At 59.8% G+C, this 19,176-nt stretch carries 12 protein-coding genes and 5 pseudogenes; 12 read left to right on the forward strand and 5 right to left on the reverse strand.

Going from position 1 to position 19,176, the window contains the following annotated elements; all coding sequences use genetic code 11:
* Positions 1-133 precede the first annotated feature (133 nt).
* Both AC0L4F_RS15350 and ilvN read left to right on the forward strand, forming a co-directional pair.
* Positions 134-1,888: an acetolactate synthase 3 large subunit gene (locus AC0L4F_RS15350; protein ID WP_244689814.1), complete on the forward strand. Its 1,755-nt coding sequence runs from the start codon at positions 134-136 to the stop codon at positions 1,886-1,888.
* An 89-nt stretch (positions 1,889-1,977) separates the two neighbouring features.
* A complete protein-coding gene (gene ilvN, locus AC0L4F_RS15355; RefSeq protein ID WP_244689816.1) occupies positions 1,978-2,541 on the forward strand; it encodes an acetolactate synthase small subunit in 564 nt (187 codons plus the stop codon).
* Between the two features lie 284 nt (positions 2,542-2,825).
* Here ilvN and AC0L4F_RS15360 read toward each other — a convergent pair whose 3' ends face one another.
* Entirely contained in the window at positions 2,826-3,212 is a 387-nt protein-coding gene (locus tag AC0L4F_RS15360; protein ID WP_244689819.1) for a hypothetical protein, read from the reverse strand.
* 294 nt (positions 3,213-3,506) lie between these two features.
* Between AC0L4F_RS15360 and AC0L4F_RS15365 the strand changes: the two genes are divergently transcribed.
* A complete protein-coding gene (locus AC0L4F_RS15365) occupies positions 3,507-4,268 on the forward strand; it encodes a helix-turn-helix domain-containing protein (RefSeq protein ID WP_244689821.1) in 762 nt (253 codons plus the stop codon).
* Positions 4,269-4,365: 97 nt separating this feature from the next.
* On the opposite strand, the gene AC0L4F_RS15370 is transcribed toward AC0L4F_RS15365, so the two are convergent.
* Positions 4,366-6,261 (reverse strand): divergent polysaccharide deacetylase family protein, encoded by a 1,896-nt coding sequence (locus tag AC0L4F_RS15370; RefSeq protein WP_244689823.1) that lies wholly within the window; start codon positions 6,259-6,261, stop codon positions 4,366-4,368.
* 184 nt (positions 6,262-6,445) lie between these two features.
* Here AC0L4F_RS15370 and AC0L4F_RS15375 point away from each other — a divergent pair.
* The 7 genes and pseudogenes from AC0L4F_RS15375 (at position 6,446) to lexA (ending at position 11,969) form a co-directional block, all read left to right on the forward strand.
* Positions 6,446-7,026 (forward strand): annotated as a pseudogene (locus tag AC0L4F_RS15375) (aminodeoxychorismate/anthranilate synthase component II).
* A complete protein-coding gene (trpD, locus tag AC0L4F_RS15380) occupies positions 7,023-8,039 on the forward strand; it encodes an anthranilate phosphoribosyltransferase (RefSeq protein WP_244689825.1) in 1,017 nt (338 codons plus the stop codon). Before AC0L4F_RS15375 ends, trpD begins: the two are co-directional and overlap by 4 nt.
* 2 nt (positions 8,040-8,041) lie before the next feature.
* Positions 8,042-8,690, forward strand: a pseudogene (locus AC0L4F_RS15385) (uracil-DNA glycosylase).
* Positions 8,687-9,496 carry an indole-3-glycerol phosphate synthase TrpC gene (gene trpC / locus AC0L4F_RS15390; RefSeq protein ID WP_244689827.1) on the forward strand — a complete coding sequence of 270 codons (810 nt, stop codon included), beginning with the start codon at positions 8,687-8,689 and terminating at the stop codon, positions 9,494-9,496. The pseudogene AC0L4F_RS15385 and the gene trpC overlap by 4 nt, the downstream one beginning before the upstream one ends.
* A complete protein-coding gene (gene moaC, locus AC0L4F_RS15395; RefSeq protein ID WP_244689829.1) occupies positions 9,489-9,965 on the forward strand; it encodes a cyclic pyranopterin monophosphate synthase MoaC in 477 nt (158 codons plus the stop codon). The genes trpC and moaC overlap by 8 nt, the downstream gene beginning before the upstream one ends.
* Positions 9,962-11,141 (forward strand): annotated as a pseudogene (locus tag AC0L4F_RS15400) (molybdopterin molybdotransferase MoeA). Before moaC ends, AC0L4F_RS15400 begins: the two are co-directional and overlap by 4 nt.
* 135 nt (positions 11,142-11,276) lie before the next feature.
* On the forward strand, positions 11,277-11,969 hold the full coding sequence (gene lexA, locus AC0L4F_RS15405) for a transcriptional repressor LexA (RefSeq protein ID WP_244689831.1): 693 nt from the start codon (positions 11,277-11,279) through the stop codon (positions 11,967-11,969).
* Here the strand turns inward: lexA and AC0L4F_RS15410 are convergent.
* A pseudogene (locus AC0L4F_RS15410) lies at positions 11,966-14,009 on the reverse strand (ComEC/Rec2 family competence protein). The gene lexA and the pseudogene AC0L4F_RS15410 sit on opposite strands and share 4 nt — an antisense overlap.
* A gap of 76 nt (positions 14,010-14,085) precedes the next feature.
* On the opposite strand from AC0L4F_RS15410, the pseudogene gltX reads away from it, so the two are divergent.
* A pseudogene (gene gltX / locus AC0L4F_RS15415) lies at positions 14,086-15,506 on the forward strand (glutamate--tRNA ligase).
* Between the two features lie 75 nt (positions 15,507-15,581).
* The gene (gene gltA / locus AC0L4F_RS15420) at positions 15,582-16,877 is read left to right on the forward strand and encodes a citrate synthase (RefSeq protein WP_244689833.1); all 1,296 of its coding nucleotides are present in this window, start codon (positions 15,582-15,584) and stop codon (positions 16,875-16,877) included.
* A 165-nt stretch (positions 16,878-17,042) separates the two neighbouring features.
* On the opposite strand, the gene lpdA is transcribed toward gltA, so the two are convergent.
* Positions 17,043-18,437: a dihydrolipoyl dehydrogenase gene (gene lpdA, locus AC0L4F_RS15425; protein ID WP_244689835.1), complete on the reverse strand. Its 1,395-nt coding sequence runs from the start codon at positions 18,435-18,437 to the stop codon at positions 17,043-17,045.
* 93 nt (positions 18,438-18,530) lie between these two features.
* Positions 18,531-19,106: a DUF924 family protein gene (locus AC0L4F_RS15430; RefSeq protein WP_244689837.1), complete on the reverse strand. Its 576-nt coding sequence runs from the start codon at positions 19,104-19,106 to the stop codon at positions 18,531-18,533.
* Positions 19,107-19,176 lie beyond the last annotated feature (70 nt).

The raw sequence follows: 19,176 nt of genomic DNA on the forward strand, positions 1-19,176 counted from the left end.
ACTAGTGGTCGTCGTAAGAAAATGGCGCATGGGCCGGTAACGGACACCCTGAACGGTACCCCATGCGCCCCCGAAACTTCGGGGGCTTTTTTTATGCGTAATGAAAATATGACGTCTTGATCGGAGCAACAAAATGACACGTCAGATGACCGGAGCAAAAATGGTGGTTCAAGCCCTGAAGGATCAGGGTGTGGACACGGTATTCGGATATCCCGGCGGTGCTGTGCTACCGATTTATGACGAGGTCTTTCAACAGAACGAGATCCGCCATATTTTGGTGCGCCATGAACAAGGTGCGGTGCATGCCGCCGAAGGCTATGCCCGGTCGACCGGCAAGCCGGGTGTTGTTCTTGTGACCTCGGGCCCCGGTGCGACCAATGCGGTGACCGGGTTGACCGATGCGCTGATGGATTCCATCCCACTGGTGGTTCTGACCGGCCAGGTGCCAACCTTCATGATCGGCTCTGATGCCTTTCAGGAGGCCGATACCGTTGGCATCACCCGCCCCTGCACGAAAATGAACTGGCTGGTGAAGGACACCAACGAACTGGCCTCGACCATCCACGAAGGATTCCATGTCGCCACCAAGGGCCGCCCCGGTCCGGTGCTGATCGACATCCCCAAGGATGTGCAATTCGCCAGCGGCACATATGTTGCGCCCGCCAAGGCCGATCTGGGCCATTATCAGCCGCGCGTCAAAGGTGACATGGAGACCATCACCGAATTGGTCGAGGCACTGGAAACCGCGGAACGCCCGGTGTTTTACACCGGCGGTGGCGTGATCAATTCCGGGGCCGCGGCCAGCCAGCTTTTGCGCGAACTGGTCGAAGCGACCGGCATTCCGATCACCTCGACCTTGATGGGTCTGGGCGCCTATCCCGCCAGCGGGCGGCATTGGCTGGGCATGTTGGGCATGCATGGTCTCTACGAAGCCAATCTTGCGATGCATGGCTGTGATCTGATGATCAACGTCGGCGCCCGGTTCGACGACCGGATCACCGGGCGGCTGGACGCGTTTTCGCCCAACAGCCGCAAGGCGCATATTGATATCGACCCTTCGTCCATCAACAAGGTGATCCGGGTCGACATGCCGATCGTGGGTGACGTCGCCCATGTGCTGGAAGACATTCTGAAAGTCTGGAAAGCCCGTGGTCGCAAGGTGAACCGCGAGGGGCTTCAGAAATGGTGGGCGCAGATCGAGGATTGGCGCACAACGGATTGTCTGAAATTCAAACAATCCGGTCCCAACATCAAACCGCAATATGCGTTGCACAGGTTGGAAGAACTGACCAAGGGCCATGACCGCTATATCACCACCGAAGTGGGCCAACACCAGATGTGGGCGGCGCAATACCTTGGGTTCGAAGACCCCAATCGCTGGATGACCTCTGGTGGGCTTGGCACCATGGGATATGGCTTTCCGGCATCCATCGGGGCCCAGGTCGCCCACCCCGACGCGTTGGTGATCAATGTCGCAGGCGAGGCCAGCTGGCTGATGAATATGCAGGAAATGGGCACTGCGATGCAATTCAACCTGCCGGTAAAGCAATTTATCCTGAACAATGAACGTTTGGGCATGGTGCGCCAATGGCAGGAATTGCTGCACGGCGAGCGGTATTCGCATTCCTGGTCCAAATCCCTGCCCGATTTCGTCAAATTGGCCGAAGCCTTTGGCGCCAAGGGGATTCAGGTCTCTGATCCGGCCGATCTGGATGATGCGATCATGGAAATGATCAATTACGACGGGCCGGTGATTTTCGATTGCCTGGTCGAGAAACACGAAAACTGTTTCCCGATGATCCCCTCGGGCGAGCCGCATAACAAGATGCTGCTTGGCGCGGCATCGACCAAAGACGCGATTGGCACCAAAGGCGCGGTGATGGTGTGAGACATGAGCGGTGCGCCGGATCGGCGCACCCCACCCCAACCCTCTGTTGGGTGCGCATTGCCCGCGCACCGTCTTAAAAGGAAATCGCAATGTCTGCGCTAAAAATCAAAAAAGGTTCCAACAAACATTCCGCATACAACCTGCGGCCGAATTTTTCCGATGTGCAGGAACGCCATACGCTTGCGGCCATCGTTGACAATGAACCGGGCGTGCTGGCGCGGGTCATCGGTCTGTTTTCCGGTCGCGGTTACAACATCGAAAGCCTGACCGTGGCCGAGGTTGACCATACCGGCCATCTGTCGCGCATCACCGTCGTCACCACCGGCACGCCGCAAGTGATCGAACAGATCAAGGCACAGCTGGGGCGGATTGTCCCGGTGCATCGGGTGCATGATCTGACTGTCGAGGGGCCATCGGTCGAACGCGAATTGGCGCTGATCAAGGTCACCGGCAAGGGTGATGACCGGGTCGAGGCGCTGCGGCTGGCTGATGTGTTTCGCGCCCATGTGGTGGACAGCACGCTGGAAAGCTTTGTGTTTCAGATCACCGGCGCACCGGACAAGATTGATGCGTTTGCCGAATTGATGCGTCCGTTGGGATTGGTCGAAGTGGCGCGCACCGGCGTCGCCGCCATCAGCCGCGGACCGGAATAAACACAACCGGCCTCCCGCCGGTTTCACGAACACCAAAACCGCCGCCAAAGCACATGCCTTGGCGGCGGTTTTCGTTCCTGACCCCGACCCGTAAAGCGATCGGCGATCATCCGTTGAAACTGCGCCTGATCAAACTGCGCCAGACATGAGTGTGCCCGACTGGATTGGACCTGACTAGAATAGGCCTGAAATAGACCTGACTAGATTGGACCTGACTGAATAAAACCTAACAGAAATGGACCCGACCAGATTGAGCCAGTCGAAACTGGCCCAATCAAATTGGCCTAGGCAATAACGTGTTTCCCCGAAGTGCGCGGCGTGGCCCAATCACGGGTGCGCGGGAATTGTACGATATTTGTGGCCCATCCATCGGTCCGCGTGCCATCGCGGCGGGTGGCATCATCGATATTGGCGCAATTGCCCAATTGGCGGGCAAGTTCCGGGGCATGATCCTCGACCAATAGAACGGGGTTTGTAACCCGCCGGAACTGACGCTCTTCGCGCAGTTCGAATTCTATTAGATCACCTGCATCCAGCGCAACGCCGGACATGGCGCTGTCTTCTGGCTCGACATAATAGGCAAGGCTACCCTGGTCTTCGCACCAGATCACCGCTTTCTGATCGTCAGGATTGCTCCACAGAACGACTCCGCACATGCGTCTGAGTGACATTTGTTCAACCTTTATTTCGTCCCGTCCTGTTAAATGTGGCACAAATTTCGCCCTTGCGAATGCACCTTGAACGCCTGTCGGGCTTGTAATTTGTGCCAGTCTGGGTCAAATCTGTAGCTAATGAGCGTCGGATGACGTGAAACAGCATCAAACATGCGTCAGAACGACCAAGTTCGTGAGTTGATTGAACGTTTCGCGCCTGAAATGACCAAAGAAGACGGAGTGCGAAACAAAGTGCCGAAAACTGTCACATCTAATTCCGGCTCATCCGCCTCTCCTGCGGACCTGCGCGCCATGTTTGGTGCGAATCTCAAACATCTGTGTCGTAATGCAAAGTCGATTTCGGCCCTCTGCCGGGATCTCGGGATCAACCGAACGCAATTCAACCGGTATCTCAGCGGCGAAAGCTTTCCGCGCCCCGACGTTTTGCATCGGATCTGCGCCTTCTTTGACGTTGATGCGCGCATATTATTGGAACCGGTTGAAGAAATAGCAACAACTTCGGGATTTGTGATGCATCACCCGGAACTCGCAGGGTTCCTGGGGCCGGACGTGACGCAAATTCCACAAGAGCTTTTGCCTGATGGATTTTATCGTTTCATCCGGCGCTCGTTCATGGATCAGCAAAAATTTGTCGAGGCGCTGGTCTATGTCTATCGGCTTGGCGATTTCTGTTTCATCCGTGGCCATGAGGCCCGCGAGGCCATGACCCGCGTCGGCCTGCCCGAAAGCCCGCGCACCCGTGAATTCGGCGGCTTCTTTTTCCGTCAGGAACGCGGTGTGGCGGCGATGGTGGCACGGCGCGGCGCAACAACAGGGTCGTTCACCTTTTTGCACCGGGTGCCGTCGGTCAAAAACAACACCTGGACCGGATATACCGCCCGCATCACCCACGAGAGTGAGAACAGCTATCGCATGACCCGCATCGTCTGGGAACATCTGGGGCGCGGCATGGGCGCGGCGCTCAAGGTGGGGCGCAACGCCGGATTTCGCGGCTATGGCCAATTGTCGGAAAGCGATCAGGCGCTGCTCAGACCGGACAAGCCGTTTTCCTGATCTGTGCCGGGGTCTTTGCCCCATATGACCCCGCAGAAAGGCGGGTGCAGGAAGGCATGGAATGTGCAGGCCGCGATGGCCGCAGTTACCCCTGTGGTTACCCCTCTTGCGCGTCCGCCAGAAGCACCTTGGAGACCGGGACAAGCGTCACCCGGCTGGCCCGGTCCTGTAGCCCCCAAATCAGCAGCGCCGAAATGGTTTCTGCCCGCAGCCGTCCCAACATGATAACCGCGCCTTCCTGTCCGGCCTTGAACGCCGCCTGATCGAGAAACCGGCGGATCACGGTGGCGGTCTGGCCGTTGCTGTCAAAATCGCGGAACAGCGTGGCAGACGGCACACCGGCCCGCGCCGCCAGCGCCTGACCGGTGTTCAACCCTTTGGGATAAAGAACAAGCCCGTGGCCGGTGTCGGCCAGAATGCGCGCCACCTGTTCAGATGTGCCGCGGTTTTCCTGCAACCCGCTGTTGCCGCCTTCCAGCACGCCGACCGCCTCGGGCACCAGATCCAGCGCACTGGCCAGGGTCACTTCGGCATCCTGGGCCTGGGCCCCCGGCGGCAGATCCGCCAGCGCCATGACCTCGAACCCGGCATCACGATAGCTGCGCATGGCTGCCGCCGCCCCCGACCAGCCGGTATCGACCGCAAAGGTGATCGGATAGGGGAAGCTTTCCAGCGCCTCCAGCCCCAGCGGGGTCTTGCCATCGTCAATCAGGATGATCGACATCATCGGTTTGTCCGGCGCGACATCCATGTCGACGGCAAAGGCCTCGATCGGGCGTTGGGTGGCCTGCGATGTGTCCGGGTTTGTATCAGAGCCTTGCTCTGCCGTGGCATCCGACCCGCCCAGCGTGGGCAGCCGCCCGGTGCGCACCGTCGGGGCAAGGTTGCCCAATGTGCCAACCGGGGTGCCAACCGATGGGCGATCCTCGCCCCGATCGACCGGGTCGCGATCAATCAATGCGGTCACAAGCGGGCGGCGCGGAGTTTCCTCTTCGCGCGGGATTTCCACGTCACCTAGGGTTTCCCCGTCGCGTGGTGTTTCCCCGTCGCCTGAGGTTTCAAGGTCACGCAGAGTTTCAGTGTTGGGCGAGGTTTCAGTGTCGGGCGGGGTTTCAGTGACGCGCAGGGGGGCAGGTTCGCGCGACGCGGAGTCTGGCAGAACGGAGCCCGGCAAAACAATGTCCGGCAATATGCCGGGTTGCATCACCGACGGCGATCGGGGCGGTTCGACGCTTTGCGGCGTCATGACCTCGGTTGTGACAACCGGGGGGATGTCCGCCACGATTTCCGGCTCTGGCGTCACCTGGATCGGCGCGGCGACCACCTCGGGCGGGGCGGCCGTTTCGCCGCTGGTCACCGCTGGGTCCGCCGCATCTTCCGCCAGAACTGGGTCTGCCTCTTCGGAATCTGCTGTCGCAGGCAGGTCAACCACGGGGCTTTCGGCCTCGGGCGCTTCTACCTCGGCATCGGCCACCGGTGCCGCGCTCCCAAGACGCGGTGCAACCTCTTCGACCAACGGCGCGGGAGGCTGCGCAGGATTGCTGGAAATTGACAATTCATCCGCCGCCGGCAGATCCGGCTGCACAACATCGCCCCCCAGCGTGATCGGATTTTCCCCGGCGGTCAGACCCGCCCCGGCGCGATCCGGGGGCTCCAGATCCGGTGCAGCATTCAACGCCACCGCACCGCCGGTTTCCGGCAAACCTGTGCTAGCGGTATCGGCCACCGCGACATCATCAACGTCGTTTTCCGGTTCCGGGATGCCCGGCGACGGGGTCTGGGGCGACGCATCATCGCCCTGCTCCGCCAGCGGCACAGATCGCGGCAGCGCATCCGGCTCATTGGCCGGTGGTGCCGCGGGCGTGTCCGTCGTTGCCGCAGTGACCTCTGGCTTTGGGGCCACAACCGGGCCCGTCAGAACGGACAATGTGCCCGCCCCAAGACCGGCCACCACAACACCCCAAAGTGCCCCTGCGAAAAAACCCTGTGCCATGTGCCCACTCCTCACCAAACGGGATCGGGACTCTTTTGGTCCGGGCCCGCGCCGATGTCCTGCCTGTCGATGTTCCTGCCCGTCCACCCCTTGACGATCCGGGCCAAGCCTGAACATGTATACCCCGATCTCTATACCCCGGTGAAGGCCTCGGCCTCCAGCCCATAACGGCAAAGTTCATTCCATGCTGCTGCTCATCGATAATTACGACAGTTTCACTTACAACCTTGTCCACTATCTGGGCGAATTGGGCACGGATGTGCAGGTGCATCGCAATGATGCGCTGAACGTGCAAGAGGCGATGGCGCTGAAACCCGCCGGAATCCTGTTGTCCCCCGGCCCCGCCACCCCGGATCAGGCGGGAATTTGCCTGCCACTGGTGCTTGCGGCGGCGGAAACCGGCACGCCCCTGATGGGTGTCTGTCTTGGCCATCAGGCCATCGGCCAGGCGTTCGGCGGCAAAGTGGTGCGCTGTCATGAAATCGTACATGGCAAGATGGGCACCATGCATCACAACAACCTCGGTGTCTTTCCGGCCTGCCCAGCCCCTTTGCCGCCACGCGCTATCATTCGCTGGTGGTCGAACCCGAGACATTGCCAGATTGTCTGGAGGTGACCGGCGCATTGGAAGACGGCACGATCATGGGGCTGCGGCACCGGGAACTGCCCATTCATGGCGTGCAGTTCCATCCAGAATCGATCCGGTCCGAACATGGGCACGCCCTGTTGAAAAATTTCACCGACCTGATGAAAGTGCCCGCATGAGCAATGCCATTAAACCGCTGATCGGGGCGGCCGCCGACCGGCCGCTGACACGCGAAGAGGCCGAGGCCGCCTTTCAGATCCTGTTTGAAGGCGAAGCCACCCCAAGCCAGATTGGTGGCCTGTTGATGGCCCTACGCACACGTGGCGAAACCGTTGCGGAATATGCCGCCGCCGCCGCCGTGATGCGCGCCAAATGCAACAAGGTCACCGCCCCCGACGGCGCGATGGACATCGTCGGCACCGGGGGGGATGGCAAGGGCACGCTGAACATCTCGACCGCGACGGCCTTTGTCGTGGCGGGGGCCGGTGTGGTGGTGGCCAAACATGGCAACCGCAACCTGTCGTCGAAATCCGGCGCGGCGGATGCGCTGACCCAGATGGGGATCAATGTGATGGTCGGCCCAGAGGTGGCGGAACGGGCGCTGGCGGAGTGCGGCATCTGCTTCATGATGGCGCCAATGCACCATCCGGCCATTGCCCATGTCATGCCCACCCGCCAGGAGCTGGGCACGCGCACGATTTTCAACATCCTTGGCCCGCTGACCAATCCCGCCGGTGTCAAACGCCAGCTGACCGGCGCATTTTCCCGCGATTTGATCCGGCCCATGGCCGAAACCCTGGCGGAACTTGGATCGGAACGTGCATGGTTGGTGCATGGCTCTGATGGCACGGACGAGCTGGCGATTTCCGGCGTCAGCTGGGTCGCCGCGCTGGAAGACGGCACCGTGACCGACCGCGAAATCCACCCCGAAGATGCGGGACTTCCGGTGCATCCGTTCGAGGATATTCTTGGCGGCAGCCCAGAGGACAACGGCCGCGCCTTTGCCGCCCTGCTGGACGGCACGCCGTCGGCCTATCGCGATGCGGTGTTGCTGAATTCTGCCGCCGCGCTGGTGGTGGCGGGCAAGGTCAACGACCTGAAAACCGGTGCCGCACTCGCCGCGCAATCCATTGACAGCGGCGCAGCCAAGGCGCGGATTACCGCATTGGCGATGGCGACACAGACCACGTGACCATCGCCGCCCCGCCAAAGGCCTGGGCCCATCTGCGGTTTTTCGACCGCGACTGGCCCAAAGTTGAGGCGGCCTTGGCGGCAGAAACCCGACCGATCCTGCCGCCCGCACCGCAGATTTTTGCCGCGCTGGACGCCTGTCCACCAGAGCGGGTGCGGGTGCTTGTGCTGGGACAGGATCCCTATCCCACACCGGGCCATGCGCATGGTTTGGCGTTTTCCGTCGCCCCGGATGTGACGCCCTTGCCGCGATCACTAAAGAACATATTCGCCGAAATGAGTGATGACCTGGGCGCCTGCCCGGTCAACGGCGATCTGCGTGCCTGGGCGGATCAGGGCGTGTTGCTGTTGAACATTGCGCTGACCGTGCCCGCAGGTTTGGCCTGGCGGACATTTGAAACTGGGCTGGGCCGCGCTGACCCGCGACATCCTTGCCGAACTGGATCAAAAACCACGTGCGCTGTTGCTCTGGGGCAAACCGGCGCAAAAGCTGGGCACAGATATGACCCACCCCGACCACCTGCGGATTGAAACCGCTCACCCCTCGCCGCTTTCGGCGCGACGGGGATTTTTCGGATCACGCCCCTTTAGTCGCGTCAACGACTGGCTTATGAACCAAGGGGAAAGCGCGATAGACTGGACTGGCAGATGACTGAAACCGTTCTCGACAAGATCAAAGCCTATAAACTGGAAGAGATTGCCGCCGACAAGGCCGCGATCCCCCTGGCAGAGGTAGAGGCCGCCGCCCGCGCCGCCAGCCCGACCCGTGGCTTTGCCGCGGCGTTGCAAGCGGCCTCGGCCACCGGTTACGGCCTGATCGCCGAAGTCAAAAAAGCATCACCCTCCAAGGGATTGATCCGGGCGGATTTTGACCCCGCCACCCTGGCCCGCGCGTATGAGGCCGGCGGGGCAACCTGTTTGTCCGTGTTGACCGACACCCCGTCCTTTCAAGGGGCGAAATCCTTTCTGACCGCGGCGCGCGATGCCACCAGCCTGCCGGCATTGCGTAAAGATTTCATGTACGACATCTATCAAGTGGCCGAAGCCCGCGCCCTGGGCGCCGATTGCATTTTGATCATCATGGCCTCCGTCTCTGACGATCAGGCGCAAGAGCTTGAAGAAGCGGCATTTTCCTGGGGTATGGATGTTTTGGTTGAAGTGCACGATGCGGCCGAACTGGACCGGGCATTGGCGTTGAAATCCCCGCTGTTGGGGGTGAACAACCGCAATCTCAAAACATTTGAAACCACGCTGGATACCACGCGGCAATTGTCGAAACGCGCCCCGGCGGACAAGGTCCTGATCTCGGAAAGCGGATTGAACAGCCCCGCTGACCTCGCTGACATGGCCAGTTTTGGCGCCCGCAACTTCCTGATCGGGGAAAGCCTGATGCGGCAAACCGATGTCGAAACCGCCACCCGGACGCTGTTGGCCCAACCCCTGGCCGCCCATGGCTGACCTTACCCATTTCGACGCCAAGGGCGATGCCCATATGGTCGACGTCTCGGACAAGGCGGTCACGTCGCGAATTGCAATCGCCCAAGGCTACATCAAGATGTCGCCCGAAACCTTTGATATCATTATCAAAGGAACGGCTAAAAAGGGCGACGTCATATCGGTTGCCCGATTGGCCGGGATCATGGGGGCAAAGCACACCTCAACCCTTATTCCGCTCTGTCACCCGCTGCCGATTACCAAAGTGGCGGTCGATCTGACCCCGGATCCAAACCTGCCCGGCCTGCGTTTGTCCGCCACGGTCAAGACCACCGGCCAAACCGGCGTCGAGATGGAGGCGTTGACCGCTGTATCCGTTACCGCCTTGACCGTCTATGATATGGCCAAGGCGGTGGACAAAGCGATGGAGATTGGCGGGATCTGCGTCACATTGAAAGATGGCGGAAAATCAGGGCGTTACGAAGCGACATGATTTCAGTTTCCCAAGCGCTTGACTACTTGTTCGCGCTGGTGCGGCCGCTGGGCTGCGAAAGCGTTCCGCTGTTGAATGCCGTCGGCCGCGTCTTGGCCGAGGACGCCATATCGCGCCGCAATCAACCGCCATTTTCCGCCTCGGCGATGGACGGCTATGCCGTGATACGGACAGAAGTCCCTGCCCGGCGCACGCTTCGACGTCATTGGCGAAGCGGCTGCGGGGCATCGATTTGACGGCCAAGTCAATCCGGGCCAAGCCGTGCGCATTTTTACCGGCGCGCCGGTGCCCACTGGCGCGGATCGCGTCGTCATCCAGGAAGATGTGACGCGCGACGGCAACCATATCCAACTGAAGGACACCTTGGGTTCCGGCGACAACATCCGGCCCGCCGCCGGAGATTTTCGCCAAGGTGACCGCCTAACCGCCCCGCGACGCTTGTCGCCACAAGATGTGGCCCTGCTTGCGTCGATGAATGTTGCCCAGGTTTGCGTCGCCAAAAAGCCAGACATCGCATTAATTTCGACTGGCGATGAATTGGTCATGCCCGGGGAAATTCCCGGTCCGGATCAGATCATTGCCTCCAACACCTTTGGTCTTTTCGCGCTTCTAGGCGAACTTGGCGCAGCGCCCCGGCTTCTGCCGATTGCCCGCGATACGCCACAGTCGCTTGACCAAACCCTGGATCTGGCGGCCGATGCCGATCTGATCGTGACCATCGGTGGCGCAAGTGTCGGCGACCACGACATCGTGTCCCGTGTTGCCAGTGACCGTGGCCTTGACCGCGCGTTTTACAAGGTCGCCATGCGCCCCGGAAAGCCGTTGATGGCCGGTACAATTGGCAGCGCCATGATGCTCGGCCTACCGGGCAATCCGGTGTCCGCCATGGTTTGCGGCCACATATTTCTTGCGCCGGTCGTCCGGGCCATGATGGGCCTGTCTGCCGCCGCCGCTACCAGATATCCAGCAAGGTTATCAGTCGATTTGCCGATTGGCGGGCCGCGCGAACATTATATGCGTGCCACATTGCAGGCCAATGACATAGCTCCTTTCGATAATCAGGATTCCTCCCTTCTGCGAATGTTATCACAATCAAACGCACTGCTGATCCGTCCGCCGAATGACGCGCCACGCAAAATCGGCGATGTTGTCGAATATATTCCGCTGGGCAGTTAACAACTTATTATCGCGGCAAATATATTTTGGCACCCACCCCGAATTGACCTGCAACGGCCGCGCAAGACGACAGTTGACACAAAACGGGAACATGAGTAGAACAAAATAAAACCACCACCGCGAAGGCTTGAACGCATGCTGACCAAAAAGCAACTCGACTTGCTGGAATTCATCAATAAGCGCATTCAACGAGATGGCGTTCCGCCGTCCTTCGACGAAATGAAGGTTGCTTTGGATCTTCGCTCCAAATCGGGCATTCACCGATTGATTACGGCACTGGAAGAACGCGGTTTCATTCGGCGTTTGGCCCATAAAGCACGCGCATTGGAAATTGTGAAATTGCCGGAATCCATGGGCGGTGCGCCGACCGCTGCGAACCAGGTGTCGCAGCCCCGCCCGATGGATGGCGCGGCTGCACATAGGGCACCCGCCGTCCCGCTGCATGTTGCAGAGCTGCCGGTGATGGGAAAGATCGCGGCCGGTGTCCCGATTGAAGCGATTTCCCATATGTCGCATTCGGTGGCCGTACCGGGGCAAATGCTGCGCCAGGGTGCAGAACATTATGCGCTTGAGGTCAAAGGCGATTCCATGATCGACGCCGGTATCAATGACGGCGATGTGGTGGTGATCCGGGAAACCGATGTTGCGGACAATGGTGACATCGTGGTGGCATTGATCGAAGATCAGGAGGCCACCTTGAAACGCTATCGTCGCACCGGTGGCGTTGTCGCGCTTGAGGCCGCGAACCCAGCCTATGAAACCCGAATTGTTCCCGAGGACAAGGTCAAGGTCCAGGGCCGATTGGTCGGCCTGATCCGCACCTACTAGGGCGAGCCGGACGGATTTTCCCCTGTCCATAGCCGCCAACCGCTGCGCGCCGCAGAGGTTTCAATCAAAGGTGTACCATTGGCAAAGGTGAGTGCCAGGGCACCGGTGCTGCGCAGGTCGCGTGGTGTGTATGCTGTGCAACCACCGGCTGGGAGCGCGCCGTCTGTGTTGAAAATAACCACGTCATTTTCGGCGCATACGGAAAATTCAGCACGGGCCCGCTTGCCCGAAATATGCCAGAGCCTTGCGCCGCCCGGAAAATCCGCGAACGCGATACCAGCTTCTGCCGCCTGCCATCGCGCCGCCGCCCCTGCCTGATCCGCGCCATCGCCATCGTTTTCCAGCCAAACCCGCGCAACAAATCCTGAGCCACGTTCCCGGCTAAGGGCGCGACCGTTCTCGCGGTTGATCCCAACCAAAGACCCGTTTTCCGCGATCAGAACCTCTGGTCGGGTCGTTTGAAACCATAGCATGAGACCAAATGCGACCGGCAGCACGCCCAAAACACAAACCCGCCCGCGCCAGAGAATCACGAACAAGAGACCCAGGGCAATCATCGGCAACACCAAAGGATCGGGTGCCACGACGTGCCGCAATGCACCCTCCCAGGTGGAAATTTCATGGGCGACCTTCAATACCCAGGCCAAGCCGCGCCCCAGCACCCAAAGTGCCGGTGCCTCAAGCCCAAAAGGCGCAGACAGGCCGCCACCACCGCAGCGGGCATCACCAAAATTCCCATCAAGGGCACGGTCAGAAGGTTGGCCACCAATCCGAATTGCGCGATGCGGTTGAAATGCGCGGCGGCCACCGGTGCGGTGGCAAAACCGGCAACGGCCGACGAGAGGATCACCGCCAAGACCGCCCAAAGCCATCGCGGCACCACCTCTGGCGCCCCGCGCAAATGGTTGAACACGGCAACCAGGGCGGTGGTCGCGGCGAATGACATCTGAAACCCCGGTCCCAACAGCGCCTCGGGGCGCAGGACCAAGACAATCAATGCGGCCAGCGCCACTGCACGCAGGCTGATCGCACGGCGGTTAAACACCACCGCGATCAACGCCACGGCCACCATGATAAAGGCACGTTCGGTGGCAACATTTCCGCCCGAAAGCGCCAGATAACTCGCCGCCGCGATCAAGGCAAAAACCGCCGCGATCCTGTGGCCCGGCAAACGCAATGCCACAAAGGGCACCATCGCAATGGCCAGACGCACAACGGAAAACACAAACCCGGCCAAAAGCCCCATGTGCAGCCCGGAAATCGCCAATAGATGCGCGAGGTTTGTGTCGCGCAACGCCTTTAACGTCCCTTCGCCCATGCCAGAGCGGTCGCCGGTGGTGATGGCGGCGGCAAAGGCCCCGATTTCGCCCGGAAGGGCGTCCTGCATCGCGCGTGACAGATAATTCGCAGGGCGAAGATACGGTTGCCACTGCCCGGCAATGCGCTGGCCAGGACCGGCACGCGGGTATAGCCCACCGCACCGATTTTCAAAAACCAGGCATGGCGGCGAAAGTCGAAGCCACCCGGTTCCACCGGCCCCTGGGGCGGCGAGAGATGTCCGGTGGTCATCACCCGCATGCCCGGTTGTGGCACGACACCCTGTCCCGGTGGCCCATGCAAGGAGATCCGCACACGGTTGGGCACATCACGCACGCGCTGCAACTGAACCTGATCCAAAGTCAGCCGCAAAGCACCGCTGGCAGACCGGTCAATGCCAACGATCCGACCCTCGACCGGGCCATAATAGCGGAAATCCAACACCGGCCCGGCCAGGATATGCGCACGAGCCCCCGCTAGCGCCATTCCAGCGGCCAGAAGCCCCAGCGCTATCAACCCCGGACCAACCAGGGGCCCGGACCGCCACGCCACACAAAACGCCCCCCCAGCGACAAGAGCCAAGACAACCAATGCAGCAACCGGCGGTTCCCGCAACAACGAGAAATATCCCCCAATGCCCAATGCCAGAAAGACCGGTGCCCAGGGCATCAGCCCGCCACGCTGCGCCAACAGCGCGTCACCGACAGCTTGTAACATCCTCATGCTTGTTCCCGCTCGCTGGCGAGGGTAATCAGGCGGCCAAACTATCCCGCCAAAGTTATCGAAAGGTTAACGCCCCATGTCCGACGTTTCTCAGGTGGTGACCCGTTTTGCCCCCTCGCCCACAGGTTACCTTCATATTGGCGGCGCGCGCACAGCGTTGTTCAACTGGCTTTTTGCCCGCGGCCACGGCGGGAAATTCCTGCTCAGGATCGAAGACACCGACCGCGCCCGCTCTACCCCGAGGCCACCGACGCGTTGCTGCGCGGTCTGGAGTGGCTTGGGCTGGATCATGATGGCGAGGTGATCAGCCAATTCGCCCGCGCCGATCGCCATGCAGAGGTCGCCCATCAATTGTTGGCAGACGGCAAGGCCTATAAATGTTTTGCCAGCCAGGACGAAATCGCGGCCTTTCGCGATGCGGCCCGCGCAGCGGGCACATCGACGCTCTATCAATCGCCCTGGCGTGACGCCGATCCGGCCAGCCACCCGGACGCGCCATATGTGGTGCGGATCAAGGCGCCACAGGATGGCGCGACGGTGATCCGCGATCAGGTGCAGGGCGATGTGACCATCCGCAATGATCAGCTCGACGATATGATTTTGCTGCGCTCGGACGGCACGCCGGTTTATATGCTGGCGGTGGTGGTCGATGATCACGACATGGGTGTGACCCATGCGATCCGCGGCGATGACCACCTGAACAATGCCGCGCGCCAGATGATGATTTATGACGCGATGGGTTGGGACGTGCCGGTCTGGGCCCATATTCCGCTGATCCATGGCCCGGACGGCAAGAAGTTGTCCAAGCGGCATGGCGCGCTTGGGGTCGAGGAATACCAAAAGATGGGCTATCCTGCGGCCGGTATGCGCAATTATTTGGCACGCCTCGGCTGGAGCCACGGCGATGACGAATTTTTTTCCGATGCCCAGGCAAAAGAATGGTTTGATCTGGACGGCATTGGCAAATCGGCGGCACGATTGGACTTCAAGAAGCTGGAAAACCTGTGTGGACAGCAGATCGCGGCAGCAGAGGATGCTGCGCTGCTGCATGAACTACAGGCGTTTTTGGCAGTAAGCGGTGGCACCCCGCTGACGGAAAGCCAATCCGAGGGGATGTTGCGGGCGATGTATTGCTTGAAGGAACGGGCAAAGACATTCCCGGAACTCATTGAAAAGGCGCACTTTGTTCTGACACCCACCCCCATCACACCGGATGCCAAAGCGGCCAAGAACCTTGATCCAGTATCCCGTAGTATACTGGATGCATTGACGCCGCAGTTGCAAAATGCTAGCTGGAACCGAGACGAATTGGAGACGGTCACATCCCAGGCCTGCGACATGCTTGGGATAAAATTCGGCAAGATGGCAGGCCCCTTGCGCGCCGCTCTTGCCGGGCGTTCCGTAACCCCGAGCGTATTCGACATGATGCTGGTATTGGGCCAGGAGGAAACAATTTCCCGACTGGCCCGGGCCGCTGAGACACCGATTGAAGCATAGATTTATCAATTGACGTCACTGGAATGTTAGACCGCCGCGGCATCCTGGCCCGGCTTGCAAGACGAAGGGAACACCATGGCAGACAGCAAGAAGACCGCGAACCTGACGATTGGCGATCAAAGCTATGAGCTTCCGATCCATAGTCCGACCGTTGGCCCGGACGTACTCGATATTCGCAAACTCTACAGCCAGGCAGGTGTGTTCACCTATGACCCCGGCTTTACCTCAACCGCGGCCTGTAACTCGACCATCACCTATATTGATGGCGAAGAAGGCATTCTTTTGCACCGCGGGTATCCGATTGATCAACTGGCGGGCAAATCGCACTATCTCGAGGTGTGTTTCCTTTTGCTCTACGGCCATTTGCCGACCGGCAAGGAATTGGAAGATTTCGAAAACCGCGTGACCAACCACACGATGTTGCATGAACAGATGCAGCATTTCTTCCGTGGGTTCCGCCGCGATGCGCATCCGATGGCGATCATGGTTGGCGTGGTGGGCGCGATGTCCGCGTTCTATCACGATTCCACCGACATCAATGACCCATGGCAGCGCGAAGTGGCCTCGATCCGGTTGATCGCCAAAATGCCGACCATCGCGGCCTGGGCGTATAAGTATCACATCGGCCAGCCGTTTGTGTATCCGCGCAACGATCTGGATTATGCGTCGAACTTCCTGCGCATGTGCTTTGCCGTGCCTGCCGAGGAATATGAGGTCAATCCGATCCTCAGCCGCGCGATGGACCGGATCTTTACCCTGCATGCCGACCACGAACAGAACGCATCGACCTCGACCGTGCGTCTGGCATCGTCCTCCGGTGCGAACCCGTTTGCCTGTATTGCCGCCGGCATTGCCTGTCTTTGGGGGCAGGCACATGGTGGTGCCAACCAGGCCTGTCTTGAAATGCTCAAGGAAATCGGCACGCCCGAGAATATCCCCGAGTATATCGCCCGCGCCAAAGACAAGAATGATCCGTTCCGTCTGATGGGTTTTGGCCACCGGGTTTACAAGAACTTTGACCCGCGCGCGACGGTGATGAAACAGTCGGCGGATAAGGTTCTTGAGCTTCTTGGTGTGGAAAACAACCCGATCCTCGCAACCGCCAAGGCGCTGGAAGAGGCCGCATTGGCCGATCCGTATTTCGCGGAAAAGAAATTGTTCCCGAATGTCGATTTCTATTCCGGCATCATTCTGGAGGCGATGGGTTTCCCGACGTCGATGTTCACCCCGATCTTTGCGCTGTCGCGCACCGTGGGCTGGATTTCGCAGTGGAAAGAAATGCTGGATGATCCGCAAAACAAGATCGGCCGCCCCCGTCAGCTCTATCGGGGTGAAACCGAGCGCGATTATGTGGACATCGAAAACCGCTGATTGCCGCGGCAATTGCAGAAATAGAAAAGCGCCCCCAGGTGACCGGGGGCGCTTTTGCTTTTGGTGGTTGTGCTTTTGGCCAGGGCGGGAGCCTCCGGCGGGGATATTTCAGGTCAGATGAAAACGCAGGCCAGCGCGACCGATGCGCAACATCACGAGGCCGCGTCACATGTGCAGGGCACGGCCAAAGGCGTCGAGCACGCTTTCATGCATCATTTCGCTGAGGGTTGGATGCGGAAAGACCGTGTTCATCAGATCCTCTTCCGTGGTTTCCAGCTGGCGCCCGACGACGTAGCCCTGGATCAATTCGGTGACTTCGGCGCCGATCATATGCGCCCCAAGCAGCGCGCCGGTTTTGGCGTCGAATATGGTTTTGACCAGCCCCTCGGGTTCGCCAAGCGCGATCGCCTTGCCGTTGCCGATAAAGGGAAACCGCCCGACGCGTATGTCATGGCAGGCCTCTTTGGCCTGAACTTCGGTCAGACCGACCGAGGCGATCTGCGGCTGGCAATAGGTGCCGCCGGCAATGGCGTTCGGGTCTACCGCATGTGGTTTTTGGCCCGCGATCAGCTCGGCCACCATCACCCCCTCGTGTGAGGCTTTGTGCGCCAGCCACGGCGCGCCTGCGAGATCGCCAATCGCATAAAGCCCCTCAACCCCGGTGCGGCAGTAACTGTCGACCACCACATGGGTTTTTTCGACCTTGGCGCCAAGCGCTTCGAGACCGAGATCCTCGGTATTGCCGACAATTCCGACCGCGAGGATCACGCTATCGAATGTTTCCTCGGTGACCTTGCCCTTGGTTTCGATATGGGCGGTCACCTGTCCGTTGCCGCGATCAAGCTTCTTGACCATGGTGTTTTCGCGGATCGTCATGCCCTGTTTTTTAAAGGCCTTTTTCGCCAGGCCTGAGATTTCGGCGTCTTCGACCGGCAGGATGCGATCCATCACCTCGACCACGGTCGTGTCGGCGCCAAGGGTATTGTAGAAACTGGCGAATTCGATGCCTATCGCGCCAGAGCCGATCACCAGCAGTTTTTTCGGCATTCTGGGCGGGGTCAAGGCGTGTTTGTAGGTCCAGACCAGATCGCCGTCGGCCTCGAACCCTGGCAATTCGCGGGCCCGCGCGCCGGTGGCGAGGACGATGTGTTTTGCCGTGATCTCTTTGACCTCTGTGTCGGTCGCAACAGAGACCCGGCCCGGTGCAGAAATCTTTGCCCGGCCCATAAAGGTTGTGATCTTGTTCTTTTTCATCAGGTGGCCAATGCCGGCGTTCAGCTGTGCCGCCACCCCGCGCGAGCGTTTGACAACCGCGTCCAGATCATAATGGACCGCATCCGCGCCAAGACCATAGGCCCCGGCATTCTGCATCAGGTGATAAACCTCGGAGGAGCGCAGCAGCGCCTTGGTCGGGATGCAGCCCCAGTTGAGACAAATGCCGCCCATATGTTCGCGTTCGACGATCGCGACCTTCAGCCCTAGTTGCGCGCCGCGTATGGCGGCCACATAGCCCCCCGGCCCCGCACCGATCACAATCATATCAAAGCTTTGCGTTGCCATGGTCAACCTCCCTGTCAATGTCAGGAAAGGCTAACCGATGCCCCCGCAAGCATCAATGCACGCTGCAATCGACGAGCGATATTGCCGCCGACCTCAGCTGGCTTTCTGCAAATTCTGCAGCGTTTCGCCATAGCCGCCATTGGACATGAAATCCTGCTCTGGTGCGGTGTCATGGCGGGCCAGGGCGGCATTGCGATACGGAAACCGGCCGAATTTGCGGATAATTTCCCGATGAACCCGCGCATGCAGCAGATTGCCGTCGGCCTCTGGCATCCGTTCCTGCATCAACCGCACACAGCGGTCCTGATCACAGAGGTTTTCCGAATGCATCAGTGGCAAATAAAAGAATTGCCGTGCCGGGGCGTCGATCTTTTGGTCATAGCCTTTGGAGATCGCGCTTTTGGCTGCGGCCAATGCAACCCGGTCAGATTTGAACGCCATGCCAGATCCACGGAACATGTTGCGCGGAAATTGATCCATCAGGATCAGATAGGCCAGCGTGCCAGAGGGATAGGTCAGCCAAAGCGCGTGCCGCCCCTCCATTGCGCCCTGCCAGACGGTTTCAAATTTCTCGCGAATTTGCGTGTCGAGCGCATCACTGGCCTGATACCAACCGGCGGGGCCAATTTCATCCAGCCAGAATGCCAGAATTTCATCGGGTTCAACCATCTCTGGTCTCCTTGCAACTGTCCCCCAGTAAAATCATTTTTACAAAACCTTTACTGAAAAGAAACATCAC

The organism is Marinovum sp. J2-8 (genome assembly GCF_055808435.1).